This is a genomic window from Aureisphaera sp. (assembly GCF_059726885.1).
Genome location: NZ_AP041051.1, coordinates 2,424,132 through 2,440,961, shown reverse-complemented (window position 1 = coordinate 2,440,961; position 16,830 = coordinate 2,424,132). Strand labels below are relative to the sequence as shown.

The window sequence follows — 16,830 nt, the reverse complement described above, 5'->3', positions numbered from 1 at the left end:
TAAAAATAAGAAGAAAAGCGTTGCGGAAAAAGTGGATTGATCTTTTCCGATAATTCCCAAATAGACAAAACCTATTCCTTGGAATGCTTCGAATAATTGCGCCATTTTTCAAGGCAATTTTCTATGTCCTCGGGAACGGGTGCCTCAAAACGAAGCATTTTTCCTGTGGTTGGATGCTCAAAACCTAGTGTCCGGGCGTGGAGTGCTTGTCTTGGTAACGTTTTGAAACAATTTTCAACAAACTGCTTGTATTTAGAAAAGGCGGTTCCTTTCAATATTTTTTCACCTCCATAGCGCTCATCATTAAAAAGGGTGTGGCCTATATGTTTCATGTGCACACGGATCTGATGCGTCCTTCCTGTTTCCAACCTACATGATAACAAAGTAACATAACCCAATCGCTCTAACACTTTATAATGAGTCACGGCAGGCTTTCCTTTATCTTCCTCATCGTCTAAAAAGACCGTATTCTGCAGTCGGTTTTTAGGGTGTCTCCCAATATTTCCTTCTACCGTACCTTCATCTTCATCTACATTACCCCACACCAATGCCAGATATTCACGTTCCGTCGTCTTATCGAAGAACTGTTTGGAAAGATGGGTCATTGCATGCTCGGTTTTGGCAACTACCAATAGCCCGCTGGTATCTTTATCTATTCTATGTACGAGCCCCGGCCTATCATTACTGTTACTAGGCAAGTTTTCGAAGTGAAAAGTCAATGCATTTATTAAAGTTCCACTGTAGTTTCCATGCCCAGGATGCACCACCATCCCAGCTGGTTTGTTCACCACAAGGACTTCGTCATCCTCATACACTATATCTATGGGAATATCTTCAGGGACCAATAAGAATTCATAGGGAGGATGTGCAAACAGCACCCTCACCACATCGTTGGCCTTTACCTTATAATTGGATTTAACGGGAAGATCGTTTACATAGATGTTTCCATCTTTCGCCGCCTTCTGAATTCTGTTTCGCGTGGCATTTTCAATCTTGTTCATAAGATATTTATCCACACGAAGCGGTTGTTGTCCCTTATCGGCTACAAATCTGAAATGTTCATACAATTCGTCGTTTTCGCTCTCGGGAAATTCCATTGGGTTAATTTCCGCCATCCGCTTCAGATTGATTATCGGGATCGTTCACATCCTGTTCTTTTTTGGCGTCTTCGACCGCTTCCCTGTTCAATCCACCTTCTCCATCACCCAACACCAAGTCAATTACTGAAGTTTTACGAACCTTATCCCCGGGTCGCACCCGTTTCCCATCATGTCTCAATTCGAGCACTTCATCCTTAGCAATATATCTTCGGTAGTCTATGGTTCCAATTTTAAAACCGACAGCTAATAAAGTGGGTTCTGCCTGCCGTCGTGTTTTACCCACAACTTCAGGAACAGTGATCATAGGGTAACCAGATCTGTTAAGGGAGATATAAATCTTTCTATCTTCCTTAACAAACTTACCTGCCTTGGGCAATTGCTCTATTACAGTCTGGTACGGAAAATTGGGATTATAACTTACAGAATCCATTACTTCATAACGAAGGTCCAATTCATCCAATGCGGTTTCGGCTTCTGCCAAGGTCATTTTTGCAAGATCCGGCACTTCAATTTTCTGACCGTGATTGGTAGTAAACTTTAGCCACCACAACACAATAAAGGAAAGGATAAAAAGTGCGACCAAGGCCAATCCCAATTGCTTTAGAAATGTTTTGGTGAACAAGAATTTTATGAAAGTCATATACGCTAGGTTAGTTCACAAAAATAGTAAACGTAAATTTAGTACGTTTATGTCTATAAGTGATATTTTTGTTAACGTACAAGACAACCTTTTGTTATGAGTAAAAAACATGTGGCCGTAATTATGGGTGGATATTCTACGGAATATGAAATTTCCCTTCAAAGTGGCGAAGTGGTTTGTGAATCCCTGGACCCAAACAAATACCATGTCTTTCCGATCCATATTTTTAAGGAAGGTTGGTTTCATTTAGATGGGGACAACAAAAAATATCCAGTGGATAAGGGTAATTTTAGTTTTGATAATGGAAATGAAACCATTATACCCGATGTGGTATTTAATACAGTTCACGGCACACCAGGGGAAGATGGCTACTTGGCTTCCTATTTTGAGCTTTTAAACATTCCCCAAACCAGTGCGGGATTTTATCAGGCCGCCCTTTCGTTCAATAAAAGGGATTGCTTAACCGTACTAAAAGGTTTCGGTATCCATTGTGCAGATTCTTTTTACATTACTAAAGGAATGGACATCTCTACCCAAGCCATTGTGGCAAAGGTGGGTCTCCCGTGTTTTGTAAAACCCAATCGAGCCGGTTCTAGTTTTGGGGTGAGCCGTGTTACTAAAGAAAAGGATTTAAGGCATGCCATTGAGGAAGCCTATAAGGAAGACTTCGAAGTTATCATAGAATCTGAATTGGTTGGTACGGAAGTATCCGTAGGCGCCTACAGGCAGGATGATGACGTAAAAATACTCTCGCCAACAGAAATTGTTTCTGAAAATGATTTTTTCGATTATGAAGCAAAATACCTAGGAAAAAGCCAAGAGATTACACCAGCCCGAATTTCTGAAAAGGAAACTAAAGCGGTACAACTGGAAACAAAAAAGGTGTACGAACTATTAAATATGAATGGCGTAACCCGATCCGACTTCATCATACAAAATGGCACCCCTTACTTTATTGAAACCAATAGCACCCCAGGGCTTTCTAAGGAAAGCATTATTCCAAAGCAAGTAAGGGAAGCAGGATTGACACTGACTGAATTCTTTGGCATCTTGGTGGAAGAAGCATTACACAGACAAGATTGATCAAATTGGAATTTATCATTACCTTAGTCTTTAAATAAATTTACGTGAGCTCTTCATCCCAACCGCGCCGTGCCGTTTTCCCTGGATCCTTCGATCCCATTACCTTAGGCCATATTGATATTATTCAACGAGCCATTCCGTTGTTCGATGAAATAATTGTGGCCATTGGGGTAAATGCAGCAAAAAAATACATGTGGACGCTTGAAGAGCGTAAAGATTTCCTCGAAAAATCCTTTGCAAATTTCCCCACGGTTAGGGTTGCAGCCTATGAAGGGTTAACTTCGGATTTCTGCAAGAAAGAAAAAGCACAATACATACTCCGTGGTCTAAGAAACTCGAGTGATTTCACCTACGAGCAAACCATAGCCCAGGCAAATGAAAAAGTAAACGGGGTAGACAGCATTTTTATCATGTCAAGTCCAGAATACTCTTTTGTATCTTCCTCCATTGTGAGGGATATCGCCAGAAATGGGGGGAACTTTGAGAGTTTGGTGCCGCATTCTGTGCATTCTCCAAAGGATTTGTAAAGATGATAAAGTACTGCATGCTTTGGGAAACACGCATGAGGCTTTTTTCAAAACACTACCAAACTTGCCAAACAAAAAAATAAGACACAAAAAAACTCCCTCGTTTGAGGGAGTTCCTTTTACAATACTTTCTAGGCTATATTAAAGTGCAGCAACGTATTTTGCCAAACCTGATTTTAGGTTAGCAGCTTTGTTTGCATGAATCACATTGTTCTTAGCCAATCTATCAAGCATAGAAACTACTTTCGGGAACAGCTCTTGAGCTTCCTTCTTGTCCGTCGTCTCACGTAACTTTTTCATTGCGTTACGAGTTGTCTTGTGCTGGTAACGGTTACGTAGTCGCTTAGTTTCGTTGCTTCTTATTCTTTTTAAAGCCGATTTATGATTTGCCATAATCTCTTTCTTAAGTAAATTTTGTAGCCCATAGGAGAATCGAACTCCTGTTTCAAGGATGAAAACCTTGCGTCCTAACCACTAGACGAATGGGCCAATTGTTTCAAATTGCGGATGCAAAAATACAACTATTTTTTAATGCAGCAAGTGTGTATTAAAATTTTTGCAAAAAAATTAATACGCCTTGGCAAACAACACCTTTCTTGCACTTGCCTTCCCAGTAACCATACAGGCTCCAGGTTCATTGTCGTCATTCAAAGGAATGCAGCGAATCGTTGCTTTTGTTTCATTTTTAATACGCTCTTCCGTTTCTGCTGTACCGTCCCAATGCGCACTAATAAATCCTCCCTTTGTCTCCAGAACTTCCTTGAATTCTTCATAAGTAGAAACTACAGTCGTATGCTCCTCCCTGAAGGAAGCTGCCTTTTTATACAAGCTAGTTTGAATCTCACCCATAAGATTGGAGATATATGAAATAGCATCATCCACTGCCACCAGTTCCTTACTTAAGGTATCGCGACGTGCAATTTCCACAGTGCCATTTTCAACATCTTTAGGGCCAATTGCTATACGCACAGGCACTCCTTTCAACTCATATTCATTAAACTTCCACCCTGGCTTATGAGTATCCCTATTGTCAAATTTCACCCTTATTCCATTAGCTCGAAGGGCTATCATAAGCTCTTCTGCCACAGCACTAGCCGCAGCCAATTGCTCATCATTTCTATAAATCGGCACAATAACCACTTGATCCGGAGCTAGGTTAGGCGGCAGCACTAACCCATTATCATCGCTATGCGTCATCACAAGTGCCCCCATGAGTCGGGTTGAAACTCCCCACGAAGTTGCCCAAACATGATCTAACTTACCTTCTTTATCGGCAAACTTCACATCGAATGCCTTAGCAAAATTCTGTCCCAGAAAATGAGACGTTCCCGCCTGCAAAGCCTTTCCATCCTGCATAAGAGCCTCAATACAATAGGTTTCCAATGCCCCTGCAAATCGTTCGCTTTCGGTTTTCAATCCTTTTATTACAGGTACGGCCATATAATTTTCAACAAAATCGGCATACACATTCATCATCTGTTCTGCTTCTGCAATCGCCTCTTCTTTGGTGGCATGAGCCGTATGTCCTTCTTGCCAGAGAAACTCAGCCGTTCTAAGGAACAATCTTGTTCGCATTTCCCAGCGCACTACATTGGCCCATTGGTTCACTAAAATCGGTAAGTCCCTGTAAGACTGAATCCACTTGCGATAGGTATCCCAGATTATGGTTTCCGAAGTAGGTCTCACAATAAGTTCCTCCTCCAATTTGGCCGAAGGGTCCACGACTATACCGTTACCGTTCTCATCATTTTTAAGACGGTAATGGGTAACCACAGCGCATTCTTTTGCAAAACCATCTACATGGCTGGCCTCCTTGCTGAAATAGGATTTCGGAATAAATAGGGGGAAATATGCATTTTGATGCCCCGTTTCCTTGAACATCCTATCCAATTCTGCCTGCATTCGCTCCCAAATGGCAAAACCGTACGGTTTGATCACCATGCAGCCTCTTACGCCTGAATTTTCGGCCAAATCGGCCTTAATAACCAATTCATTATACCATTTAGAATAGTCTTCAGCGCGTGATGTTAAATTTTTTGCCATAATTGGGTTTTTGGCACAAATGTTGTGACTTTGTTAAATATTATTAGTTCTCGGCAAAACTAGTTATTTTTATGAAGTCCAACAATTTTAAATTCTGCGCTATGAACATTAAAATACCCTCCTACAAAAATGTGATGCAGCTAAGTTTGCTGGCCATTATTGGCCTCTTGGTAAGCAGCTGTAGCTCATACCAATCCGTTTCCGATTCTGATGGAATCTATTCCTCGGGCACAACTGCTGAAGTTGTCGTCGAAGAAGAAGTGCCAGCGGATGGAAAAAGCAATTATTACAAACAGTATTTCAACACCAAAAGTCAAGAGTTGGACGACATTCCTATTGAGGAAAATTTGGTGTTTACAGATATTGAGTCTTACACGACAACAGAAACCGTTGACGAGGAAGGTAATATTATTATCGAAGAACCCAGTTATCAAGAAGAGCAATACGGAGCATGGGGAAGTAATTCGGACGATATTATAGTAAACGTTTACAATACCGGAGGCTTAGGCTGGTATGGAGGCTTAGGCTGGAATCGTCCTTGGGGACTTGGCTGGGGCTGGGGTTGGAATGCATGGAACTCACCTTATTGGGGCTGGGGTCACTGGTATGGTGGCTGGGGTCTTGGTTGGGGATTTGGAGGATTCTACAACCCATGGTTTTGCCCACCTGGATTCGGCGGATATGCTGGAATTTATAGCCCATACTACAGAGGACAATATGGATACGCCCATCATTACAACAGGGGTCGAAGCAATCAGAGCTATCAAAGAGGCAATTCACTTCGACGAGGTAGATCCAGCGTCGCTAGCAGAAATAGCTATTCCCGATCGGAAACAGCAAGAAGATCCGGAAGGAGTTACGTAGGCCGTGACGGAAGGTCAACCACTAGAAATAGGGTTACAAGAGGTGTTCGAAACACTTCAAGAACCAGTGTAGACAGAAACACCAGAAGGTCGAATACAAGAACTACCAGGCCAAACACAAGTACTACTAGACCGCGAACTACGCGACCGAGCAATACAAGAAGTTCTCGCCCAGTGCGCTCGTCGAGACCCAGCTATTCTAGACCTTCTTCAAGTAGAAGTTCAGGTTCAAGAGGTGGCGGAGTCTCCCGTGGTGGTGGAAGACGTGGTCGCGGATAATAATTGAAATCTTTTTTAGAAAATCTACGCATGTATGTTTAAAAATATAGATGAAGGGTTTTCTATGTCCAAAAAAAAATCAATCTATGAAAAAACAATTCTTACTATACATATGTTTGGCCTTTGCTCCAACGATTATGGCTCAAAACCTAACCGACGGTCTACGTTATAGCTTGGACACTAATGATGGTACAGCGCGATTCCAGGCCATGAGTGGTGCTTTCGGAGCCCTTGGGGGAGATCTATCTGCCATCTCTATAAATCCAGCAGGTAGTGCCGTTTTCCTAAACAATAAAGCTTCCATAACAGGTACATTTACAGATGTTGACAATACGAGCGTGTATTTTGGTACGGGAGTGCAATCAGCAGATTCCGATGTGAACATAGGACAAGGAGGTGGCGTATTTGTCTTCTATAATGATTACGAAGATTCCCAGTGGCAAAAGTTCACTTTGGCCGTGAATTATAATATGACTCGTAACTTAGATAATGACCTGTTTGTGAAAGGGATTGGAAATACCTCTATCGGTAGTTTCTTTTCTCAACAAGCCCAGGGCATCGAATTACAGTTACTTGATTTACAAAGTGGAGAAAGTATTTCCGATTTATACGCCTTCTTGGGTGAGACTGAAGGAACACGGGCACAAAATGCATTTTTAGGATATCAGGGATTCATCTTCGATCCTGAAGAAGCTGTTCCAGGAAACACAGTTTACACACCTAATTTCGGAAGTGGTAATTATGACCAAGAATACTATCTTCTATCAAATGGGAGTAACTCTAAAATAACATTCAATATAGGGGCGCAATATCAGGAAAATCTTTATGTAGGGCTTAATCTAAACGTACACTCCATAGATTATGACCAAAGCACATTTATTTCTGAATTAAATTCGAACGCCAATAGCTCAATCGAATTAATTGAATTCGAAAATAACCTATCAGTTGTCGGTGGTGGTTTTTCAGCACAAATAGGAGCCATTGCAAAGCTGTCTGAAGAGTTTAGGGTTGGGCTCACCTACGACACTCCCACGTGGTATGTTATTTCTGAAGAGACCACTCAATTCGTCAGAACGAGACGTGAATTGGACCAGCAAATCCTGACAGAAGTAATCAATCCTCAAGTTCTCAACATTTTTCAAGATTACAATTTGCGTACGCCTGGAAGATTGGCAGCAAGCGCAGCCTATGTTTTTGGAGGACAGGGGTTAATTAGTTTCGATTATTCCTATAAAGATTATTCCGGCATCACATTTAGCCCAAAAAGCAATGCCGGTTTTAGTGAAGAGAATACCATTATTGATAATTCTTTAAAAGGAGCATCTACATTTAAAGTGGGTGGAGAGTACCGTATCGACAATCTAAGTCTTAGAGGCGGAATTAGCTATGAAGAAAGTCCTTTCAATGATGAAACTACGGTAGGAGAACGACAAGGTTATTCCTTGGGATTAGGCTACAATTTTGGGGGGTATCATCTGGATGTTGCTTATTCAAGAACTGAACAGGGCAGCAATCCATCCCTATATACGGTTGGTTTAACGGATACCGCTGCGGTGGATACCGTATTTTCCAATTTCCTGTTGACCCTGGGCATCGACCTTTAGGGGCCAATGCCCCGTGGCAAACCAAAAAGCCCCCTTTCTGGGGGCTTTTTATCGTTCGGGCGCGTTGGCCTGTGCTATCGTTTTAGGGTAAAGTGCCCTGTGAACTCTTTCCTTGCCTCGTCCTCTGTGTACTCCACCCTGAACCAGTAATCGCTCGAGGGCAGCGGGTTCCCGTTATAGGTACCGTCCCAGCCCGGCCCCAACGGGCTGATCTGCTTGAGAAGCTTACCGAAGCGGTCAAATATATAAATTTTTGCCGTAGGGTCGCCACTGGCGATCCCTATGATGTTCCATGTGTCGTGGAAGCCGTCCTGGTTCGGGGTCACGAACCTGGGGTAGTCTATCACCCCCACCTCGACCGTCACGCTACCGCAGCCGTTGGTGTCCCGTATGGTCACCGTGTGCGGCCCCGGCTCCACGCCGGTGAAGGTATGGGCCACCTCGCCCGCCCCCTCGAAGGGGCCGTCGTCGAGCTGGTACTCGTAGCTGCCCTCGCCCGTGGCGGTGGCCTCGATCATGTGCTCGCCGTCGAAGGCGTTGCTGGTCACGTCCACCGTGTACTCCTGTGGGGGGGAGGACAGTACCACCGTGGTGGCGGCCGTCGTGCTGCAGCCCGACTCCACCTCGGTGATGGTCACCTCGTAGCTGCCGCCCTCGGTGGCCAGCAGGAAGGGCTCAACGGCATTGGGGAGCACCTCCCCGTTGACCGTCCATGAGAATATGTAAAGTGCCGGGTCGAGGCCCGTGTCTATCAGCGGGGGGGACGGGTCGCCCGATTCCTCCGGGATGGCCACCCCGTTGTCAACGCAGAGCCTGTACTCCTCCTCGAGCTCCACGGTGGGGAGCCGCTCCACAGAGAGCAGTACCTCCACCACGGCGAAACAGGCGTCGGGGTCCTCAGGGTCCGCCTGGTTGGTCACCCGGGCGTAGATCACCTGGGGGTTGACCACGTTGGCGTACACGTCGGGAAGGGGATCGGTCCCCGCCTCGGCGTTCTCGAGCGTCTCGTGGTAGGTCAGTACGTAGACCGCCGGGTCCTGGCCCGCAAGTATCTCCGCCGCCAGCGCGTCGGCCTCGCCGTCGAGCTCCGTCGGGCTGGCGGGGTCGCTGTGCAGGGTAAAGGCGCCCACACCGTCGTTATCGCCGGTGTTGTCGCATATCTCGTAGGGCAGCGCGGGCTCCATGGCCGTGGCCGCCTCCTTGACCTCAAGGTCGAAGCTCAGGGACACCTCCCCGCTGTCGGGGTCCTCCTGGCTCGCGGCGAAACAGCCCGTGGCCGTGTCGGTCACCCTGATGTAGATCGTCTGTGGGTTGGACTCGTTGGCAAAGGCCGAGGGGTCCAGTATCGGCGAGGCGCCCGACTGGGCGTCCGCCAGGGAACGGTAGTAGGCCACCCCGAAAAGCAGCGGGTCCTGGCCGTTGAGCGCCTCCGCGTCCCGCTGGGTCAGGTCGAACACCGCAACGCCGTCGGCCGCGAACTCGCAGGCCACAAGGTCGCTGACATCACCGCTGCCGTCGGGCAGCGGGTTGACCACCAGCTCCAGTACCACCACCGTGTAGCAGGGGAGCTCCCCGGGGGGGACGTCCCTGGTCACGCGGGCGTAGACCGCCTGGCCGCCCGGCACCGTGTTCTGGTAGGCCGTGGGGTCCGCTATGGCATCCAATGGGTCGCCCACCTCGGCAAGGTCCGCGCCCTCGTAGTACAGTATGCCCACGTCGGGCTCACCGTTGATGATCTCGTCGTCCTTGGACGTCAGGTCGAACACCGAGAGGCCGTCGAAGGGCGATACGTCGATGTCCGGGTCCCCGTCGCCGTCGCACACCTCAAGGGGCTCGGGCTCGCTGGGGGTAGGGTTCGGGAGGACCCTAAGGGTCAGGTCCGTGCGGGCCTCGCAGCCGGGGCCCGTGAAGACGCTCACGAATATGTCCTGTGGGTTCACCGGCTGCCCGTCGGGGTCCACGTTGCGGTGGGACGTCGGGTCCGCGATGGCGATCCCCGCATCCTGGTCCGAGGCGCTCAGGTAGTACGATACGGAGTAGCTGCCGTTGCCCCCGGTGATCGCGTCGTTGTTCAGGGTAAGGTCGAAGGTCGATATGCCGTCGTCCAGCGTGCTGCCCCCCTGGTCGTCATCGCACTCGGCCATCTCGAAGGGGCCGGTGCCCAGCACGGGCAGCGGGTTCACAACCAGGTCGAAGGGCGTCGCAAGGTAGCAGCCCGTAAGGCCGTTCTCGGCACGGGCCCAGACCGTCTGTGGGCTAGAAAGGTTCGTGTAGGCGCCCGGGAGGGGGATCGCGTTGGTCCCAAGGTCCGCATCGAGGGCGCTCTCGTAATAGGTCACCTCCAGAAAGTCGGCAGGGCTGTCCTGGGTGGCCAGCACCGGGGCGCTGTTGAGCGTCAGGTCGAACACCGCAAAACCGTCCCCGTCGTCATCGCACACCTCCATCGGGGAGAGGAACGACCCGGGGTCCGGAGGGTTGGGCAACAGCTCCACGCGCAGCTCCATGGCCACGATCGTGAAACAGGGGTTCACCCCAGGGGGGGTGTCCCGCACCACCCGTGCGTACACCACCTGGCTGAAGGGCACTATGTTGGAGTAAGGGCTCACCAGCACATCCGCGGGGTCCGCCACCTGGGCGTCCACCAGTGTCTCGTAGTAGCTCACCGTGACGTCCGCCTCGCCGTTGGCGATCTCGGCGTCCTTGGAGGCAAGGTCGAAGGCGTTGAAGAACCCGTCGTTGTCGTCGTCGCAGGCGATCAGGGGCTCCGGCTCGATGGCGCCCGGGTTGGGCTCCACGTTGATGAAAAAGCTGCTGCTGGCAGTGCAGCCCTCGGTGCTGCGCACCGTGGCGAAGACCTCCTGCTGGGGGGAGGCCGTGTTCTGGTAGGCCGTGGGGTCCGCTATGGGGATGCCCGCGGCAAGGTCGGCAGCACTGGCGTAGTACTCCACCACAAGGGTGTCGTCGCCAAGGTCGATCAGAGGGCCGTTGGGCGTGAGGTCGAAGGTCGAAAGGCCGTCGTCAAGGGTACTGCCGCCCACCTCGTCGTCGCACTCGAAAAGGTCGGCACCCGTGCCGATGGCAGGGAACTCACCAACGACCAGCTCGAAGGCCGTCACACGGACGCAGCCCGTGACAAGGCTCTCAAGGCGAACCCAGACCGTCTGGCCCGTGCTCGGGAAGGCGTCCGCAGGGTCGATCGCGTTCACCCCGGCCTGCGCGTCGCCCTCAAGGGTGTGATAGGTGATCGGGGCAAAGCCGGAGGCGTCCTGAACACCAAGGACCGAAGCGTCCTGGAGCGTAAGGTCGAAGACCGCCTGGCCGCTGCCGTCAGTGTCGCACGAAAGGAAAGGGTCCCGGAAATCCCCGTCAGGCACGTCCGGAAGGGCGATCACGTTAAGCGTAAGCTCAACGATATCAAAACAAGGTAATATACCGGGTGGAACATTTCGCGTTACACGGGCATATACTATTTGGCTTCCCGGGGTCGTATTTGTATAAGGACTTATTAGTTCGGTGCCGGCCACCGCATCGATGGCGCCCTGAAGCGTCTCGTAGTACAGTACATTCACATCCGGCTCGCCGTTGATGATCTGGGCGTCACGGTCCGTAAGGACAAAGCCGCCGACGATACCGTCGTCATCGTCGTCGCAAAGCTCCAACGGGTCGGGGAACGCATTGGGGGTGGGGTTAGGAAGCACCGTAAGGGTTAAGGTAACGGTGATGCTACAGTCCTGCTCCGTGGTCACACGGCCGATTACCGTCTGGGGAGTAGATGTGTTCTGGTACACTTCGGGCCCCATAATAGGGTTGTCCGCCGCCTCATCTGCAAATGTTTCAAACCACTGTACCGTTAGTGTCGCATCGCCACCGGTAACGAACGGGTCCTGGCTCGTTAGGTCGAACGTGGATATTTCATCGTCAGGGGTACTGCCATTTACCTCATCGTCGCACAGCATCATCTCGAAAGGGCCCAGGTCTTCAGGGAGCGGGTCAACGATAAGTTCCAGCTCCACGATATCATAACATCCTGTAGTACCATTGTTTGGTGTTGTACTATTCGCATTACCTACCACCAAAATGTAAATGGTTTGCGGTGTAGACGTATTTAAATAATTTGTCGGATCTGGTATTGCTGCCGAAAAATCCGGCGCTGTGAGTGCTAAGTCTCCGGCAATTATAGCAGCTGTTTGATCATCGTACCAATACAGGTCGAATTCTATTGGGCTCATACCTCCGAGCACTTCGGCGGACACCACGGTAAGATCGAAAATCGTGAACCCATCCTGGGTGCCGTCATCGTCGCAAAGGCGCAATGGCTCTGCGGGCGTAGTTGCCACAGGACTGTCCCTTACTTCTAAGGCCAAACTTGCAATTCCAGCACAACCTGTGGTAGCACTTTCTACCCTGGCCCATACACCACCTGTTCCATAGAGTGGATCCGCAGGGTCTGTTACCGGGACATCGTTGTAAGGCACATCATTTGTATACGGGTTAGGCAATGGTAATTGACCTAAATCGGCATCGATGAGTGTTCCGTGATAAGTTACGACCAAATCTGGATCACCTAAAGTAATATCGGCATCCGCATCGGTTAAATCAAACTCGGCAAACCCATCGTTATCCGCATCGCAGACAATTAATGGATCCGGAGTTGGATTGAATATTGGCAATGGCACAACTGTTATCTGAAAGCTTTGTGTTTCGTAGCATGTAGGATCTATATTACTTTCGTAGCGAATAAATATGGGAATACTTCCTACTACGGTAATTGGATTGGGCAAATCCGGCCCATCGGCATCAGCGGCTGCCTGTGTTAAATGATAGGTAATTACAAAATCGGAAGTTGGTGAACCGTTATATACTACGATGTCAAACTCTGCATGTAAATCGATATCTTCACTGCCATCCCCCCCAGAATCACAAAGGACATAATCTGGAACCATGCCAAAATCCGTAATTTCTATGTAGGTGATATCGAATTCATCAGTGGCCGAACAATTAGCCCCTAAATCCTCAATTTGAACGGTTATGGTCTCACTAGTACCTGTAATAGGATATGCCGCGGGCGTTGCAATTACGGTTCCCGCACTATCTAAGTAGGTAACCGTAAACACCGTTGGATCCTGAGGTCCAAGCACAATGGGTGTGTTCACCGTTAAATCGAAAACCCCAGGAATTCCTCCCGTGTCACAAATGGATATATCTATGGCCGGGGAATCAATAACAGGATTGGGGAAAAATGTAACTTCCGTGATTTCAATATCGGTAGCTCCCGATGTGAGTAATATTTCAACTTGATAGTTCCCCGTTTGGGTAACATTTAGGGTAGGGTTAGTTTCCGGTGGTGAAAAAGGAACGAAAATACCAGAGCCAAGAGGGTCCTCGAAGTACCAAGTGTAGGAAACAGCATCGGCGTTTGTAGCGTCTATGGTAAACACATCCCCTTCACATGCAGTTTCATCAAATAATATGGAGCAATCGGTATTTCCAGCATCTGGATTTCCAGTATTGGTCTGTTCCAACTTAATAAAACCTTGTTGCTGGGCAAAATTGGTAATGACCAATACATAGATTTCACCTGCAACTCCATTGGTAATGGTAAAGTTTTCAATGGGAGCTATGGAAAAACTACAGTCCACCTGATTGGGAGGCTGTAATTGTGAATAGTCGCATAGATCATCTCCTGGCAAAAACGGACCCCAGCAAATGAAATCAACATCCAGTCCTGTTCCGATGGGATTACCTCCAGCATCAAACATCGTATTTTGAATGATCTGAAAATCAAGATCCCCGCTTTGATCTATCTGCAAGAAAAACCATGCAGGATAGGGTTGCGATCCAAGACAGTCATAATCTGGACCTATTTCCGCAGAAGGGACACAGGAGGCATCACCGGGATGGCAATTGGGGAAAATCAGGGAGTTATTTAAATCTGCACAGAACGGGTCTATGTCTACACAGGTTCCTCCTTGAGCAATTGCATTTGTAGAAAACAAAAAGCAAAAGAATAGCAATAACGCAGGTAAGATTGGGTACAACTTTTTCATAACTAGAAAGGGTATAATTTGCGAAAATTAAGAAATTTTTATGACAAAGGGTGTCGGTAAAAGGTTCAAAAAGGATTTGTTAGTTTTTTATGAGTTAAGACAATCACGTATCTTTGCATCCTGAATAAAAATTAAGGCTTAATAAAAGCGCATGGATTTAGAAAAACAGCTAAAAGAAATTGAGGCACTTGGAAACGATCATGTGGGGACTTCTTCGAGTACTCCTTTGCGGCCTGATGCGTTCGAAATGAGCGATATTGAAAAGATTGCGGCCATAAAAAAAGACGTAACCAATATCCTGAATACGTTGGGAATGGATCTTACAGATGACAGCCTAAAAGGCACCCCGAGCAGGGTAGCCAAGATGTTTGTGCAGGAGTTGTTTGGCGGGCTTCATCCGGATAGAAAACCAAAGGCTTCCACCTTTGAAAATAAATACAAATATGGGGAGATGTTGGTAGAAAAAAACATTACCCTCTACTCTACCTGCGAGCACCATTTACTTCCAATTGTTGGTAAGGCTCATATTGCTTATATCTCCAACGGAACTGTTGTAGGACTTTCCAAAATGAATCGTATTGTAGATTATTACGCAAAACGCCCGCAGGTTCAGGAACGACTAACCATGCAAATTGTAAAGGAATTACAAGAAATCCTGAATACCCAAGATGTGGCTTGCGTTATAGATGCGAAACATCTATGCGTTAATTCTAGAGGGATCAGGGACATTGACAGCAGCACCGTGACCAGTGAATTTGGAGGGGTGTTTAAAAATCCAGATACCAAGCGGGAATTTTTGGATTACATCAAGCTGGAAACCGAATTTTAAAATACCTTTACATTCCGTTTAACACGAAGTAATCTTACGTTCTAAGGATTATCTATGAAACTATTCGAACAACAGGAATTGTTTGTATACAATTCACTTACCAAAAAGAAAGAGAAATTTCAACCTATTAACGAGGGTGCCATAGGCATGTATGTTTGCGGACCAACCGTTTATAGCAATGTTCATTTAGGGAATTGCCGTACTTTTTTGTCATTCGATCTGGTTTTTAGATACCTTAAGCATTTGGGTTATAAGGTTCGCTATGTGCGCAATATTACCGATGCTGGGCATTTGGAAAATGATGGTGAAAGTGGTGACGATCCTATCCTGAAAAAGGCTCGCATTGAACAATTGGAACCTATGGAGGTGGTACAGAAGTACTCCGTAGACTTCCACAATGTAATGAACAAGTTCAATGCCTTACCACCAAGCATAGAACCCACAGCAACGGGTCATATCATTGAACAAATAGAAATAGTTGAGGACATTATTAAAAAGGGTTATGCTTACGAAAAGAATGGATCCGTCTATTTTGATGTTGTAAAGTTCAATGAAGATCATAATTACGGCAAATTAAGCGGAAGGCAGCTGGAAGATATGATTGCCAATACCCGTGAATTGGCAGCCCAAACGGAAAAAAAGAATCCACAGGATTTTGCTTTATGGAAAAAAGCAGAACCTCAACATATTATGAGATGGCCTTCGCCTTGGAGCGATGGTTTTCCAGGATGGCATTTGGAATGTACTGCCATGAGCACCAAATATTTGGGCAATCAGTTCGATATACATGGCGGGGGAATGGACCTGAAATTTCCACATCACGAATGTGAAATTGCCCAAGCAGAAGCTTCTAATAACCAATCGCCTGTAAACTATTGGATGCATGCCAATATGCTTACCTTGAACGGTAAAAAGATGGCTAAATCGACAGGAAACAATATCCTTCCCCATGAATTGTTTAGCGGGGAAAATGATATTTTAAGCAAGGCTTTTGCTCCTACGGTGGCCAAGTTCTTCATGTATCAGGCACATTATCGCAGCATTTTGGATTTCTCCAAGGATGCACTGGAAGCAAGTGAAAAGGGATTCCATAGACTCATGGATGCCTATCGTTCCCTTGGTGAAATAAGCAGTGATTCAGAAAGCAGTTTCGATGTGACCTCTTGGAGACAATCTTGTTATGATGCCATGAATGATGACTTCAATAGTCCCATTTTAATTGCTCAATTATTTGAAGCGACAAAATTTATCAATGCCTTGAAAGAAGGCAATGCAACCATATCTGCGGATGACTTATCCATGCTTCAGAATACCATGCATGATTTTCTTTTTGAGGTTTTAGGACTTGAAGACTCCGCGGTAGAAGGAAGCGGTGATACCACAAAACTTTCTGGGGTCATCGAATTATTGATCTCCTTACGTAATGATGCAAGAGCGAACAAGGATTTTGCCACAAGCGATAAGATTCGGGACCAATTACTGGGTATGGGCATTCAATTGAAAGATGGCAAAGACGGAACCACCTATTCGTTAAGTTAAACGAACACATTTAATCATGAGAAAGATTCTTATCGCTCCATTTATTGCGCTCATAAGGGTCTATCAAAAGGTGATTTCGCCTATTTTCCCATCAACCTGCCGTTACCAACCCACATGCTCGCATTATGCGGTCGAAGCATTACAAACACATGGTTTATGGAGCGGCATGCGTTTGGCTACCAAACGTATTTTCAGTTGCCACCCTTGGGGAGGATCTGGTTACGATCCGGTTCCTTCAAAGACGGAAAAAGAAACGAATAATTAACATAAATTCTT

Annotated in this window: 13 protein-coding genes and 1 tRNA gene; 8 read left to right on the top strand and 6 right to left on the bottom strand. The window is 47.1% G+C overall.

Annotated features, from left to right (window positions below):
* Positions 1 to 71: 71 nt before the first annotated feature.
* Complete coding sequence (locus tag AC6JAD_RS10705; RefSeq protein ID WP_461305457.1) at positions 72 to 1,115, bottom strand: RluA family pseudouridine synthase; 1,044 nt, start codon at positions 1,113 to 1,115, stop codon at positions 72 to 74.
* Positions 1,102 to 1,740, bottom strand: a complete 639-nt coding sequence (locus tag AC6JAD_RS10700; protein ID WP_461305458.1) for a PASTA domain-containing protein — start codon at positions 1,738 to 1,740, stop codon at positions 1,102 to 1,104. The genes AC6JAD_RS10705 and AC6JAD_RS10700 overlap by 14 nt, the downstream gene beginning before the upstream one ends.
* A 96-nt stretch (positions 1,741 to 1,836) precedes the next feature.
* Between AC6JAD_RS10700 and AC6JAD_RS10695 the strand changes: the two genes are divergently transcribed.
* Together AC6JAD_RS10695 and coaD are read left to right on the top strand one after the other, a co-directional pair.
* Positions 1,837 to 2,823 (top strand): D-alanine--D-alanine ligase, encoded by a 987-nt coding sequence (locus tag AC6JAD_RS10695; protein ID WP_461305459.1) that lies wholly within the window; start codon positions 1,837 to 1,839, stop codon positions 2,821 to 2,823.
* A gap of 44 nt (positions 2,824 to 2,867) precedes the next feature.
* Positions 2,868 to 3,350, top strand: coding sequence for a pantetheine-phosphate adenylyltransferase (gene coaD / locus AC6JAD_RS10690; protein WP_461305460.1), 483 nt, complete (start codon positions 2,868 to 2,870; stop codon positions 3,348 to 3,350).
* A 141-nt stretch (positions 3,351 to 3,491) separates the two neighbouring features.
* Here the strand turns inward: coaD and rpsT are convergent, their stop codons facing one another.
* The 3 genes from rpsT to proS form a co-directional block, all read right to left on the bottom strand.
* Positions 3,492 to 3,743, bottom strand: a complete 252-nt coding sequence (rpsT, locus tag AC6JAD_RS10685; protein WP_461305461.1) for a 30S ribosomal protein S20 — start codon at positions 3,741 to 3,743, stop codon at positions 3,492 to 3,494.
* A gap of 24 nt (positions 3,744 to 3,767) precedes the next feature.
* A tRNA-Glu gene (locus tag AC6JAD_RS10680) sits at positions 3,768 to 3,839 on the bottom strand.
* A 78-nt stretch (positions 3,840 to 3,917) separates the two neighbouring features.
* The gene (proS, locus tag AC6JAD_RS10675; protein ID WP_461305462.1) at positions 3,918 to 5,393 is read right to left on the bottom strand and encodes a proline--tRNA ligase; all 1,476 of its coding nucleotides are present in this window, start codon (positions 5,391 to 5,393) and stop codon (positions 3,918 to 3,920) included.
* A 101-nt stretch (positions 5,394 to 5,494) separates the two neighbouring features.
* On the opposite strand from proS, the gene AC6JAD_RS10670 reads away from it, so the two are divergent.
* Both AC6JAD_RS10670 and AC6JAD_RS10665 read left to right on the top strand, forming a co-directional pair.
* The gene (locus AC6JAD_RS10670; protein ID WP_461305463.1) at positions 5,495 to 6,535 is read left to right on the top strand and encodes a hypothetical protein; all 1,041 of its coding nucleotides are present in this window, start codon (positions 5,495 to 5,497) and stop codon (positions 6,533 to 6,535) included.
* 86 nt (positions 6,536 to 6,621) lie between these two features.
* A complete protein-coding gene (locus tag AC6JAD_RS10665) occupies positions 6,622 to 8,139 on the top strand; it encodes an OmpP1/FadL family transporter (RefSeq protein ID WP_461305464.1) in 1,518 nt (505 codons plus the stop codon).
* A gap of 74 nt (positions 8,140 to 8,213) precedes the next feature.
* Here AC6JAD_RS10665 and AC6JAD_RS10660 read toward each other — a convergent pair whose 3' ends face one another.
* Entirely contained in the window at positions 8,214 to 13,292 is a 5,079-nt protein-coding gene (locus AC6JAD_RS10660; RefSeq protein WP_497866298.1) for a T9SS type B sorting domain-containing protein, read from the bottom strand.
* Between AC6JAD_RS10660 and AC6JAD_RS10655 the strand changes: the two genes are divergently transcribed.
* From AC6JAD_RS10655 to yidD, 4 genes are all read left to right on the top strand, one after another.
* Positions 13,285 to 13,437 carry a hypothetical protein gene (locus AC6JAD_RS10655; protein ID WP_497866305.1) on the top strand — a complete coding sequence of 51 codons (153 nt, stop codon included), beginning with the start codon at positions 13,285 to 13,287 and terminating at the stop codon, positions 13,435 to 13,437. The genes AC6JAD_RS10660 and AC6JAD_RS10655 overlap by 8 nt on opposite strands.
* 900 nt (positions 13,438 to 14,337) lie before the next feature.
* The gene (gene folE / locus AC6JAD_RS10650) at positions 14,338 to 15,015 is read left to right on the top strand and encodes a GTP cyclohydrolase I FolE (RefSeq protein ID WP_461304855.1); all 678 of its coding nucleotides are present in this window, start codon (positions 14,338 to 14,340) and stop codon (positions 15,013 to 15,015) included.
* A gap of 54 nt (positions 15,016 to 15,069) precedes the next feature.
* The gene (gene cysS / locus AC6JAD_RS10645) at positions 15,070 to 16,554 is read left to right on the top strand and encodes a cysteine--tRNA ligase (RefSeq protein WP_461304856.1); all 1,485 of its coding nucleotides are present in this window, start codon (positions 15,070 to 15,072) and stop codon (positions 16,552 to 16,554) included.
* A 16-nt stretch (positions 16,555 to 16,570) separates the two neighbouring features.
* A complete protein-coding gene (yidD, locus tag AC6JAD_RS10640) occupies positions 16,571 to 16,819 on the top strand; it encodes a membrane protein insertion efficiency factor YidD (protein ID WP_461304857.1) in 249 nt (82 codons plus the stop codon).
* Positions 16,820 to 16,830 lie beyond the last annotated feature (11 nt).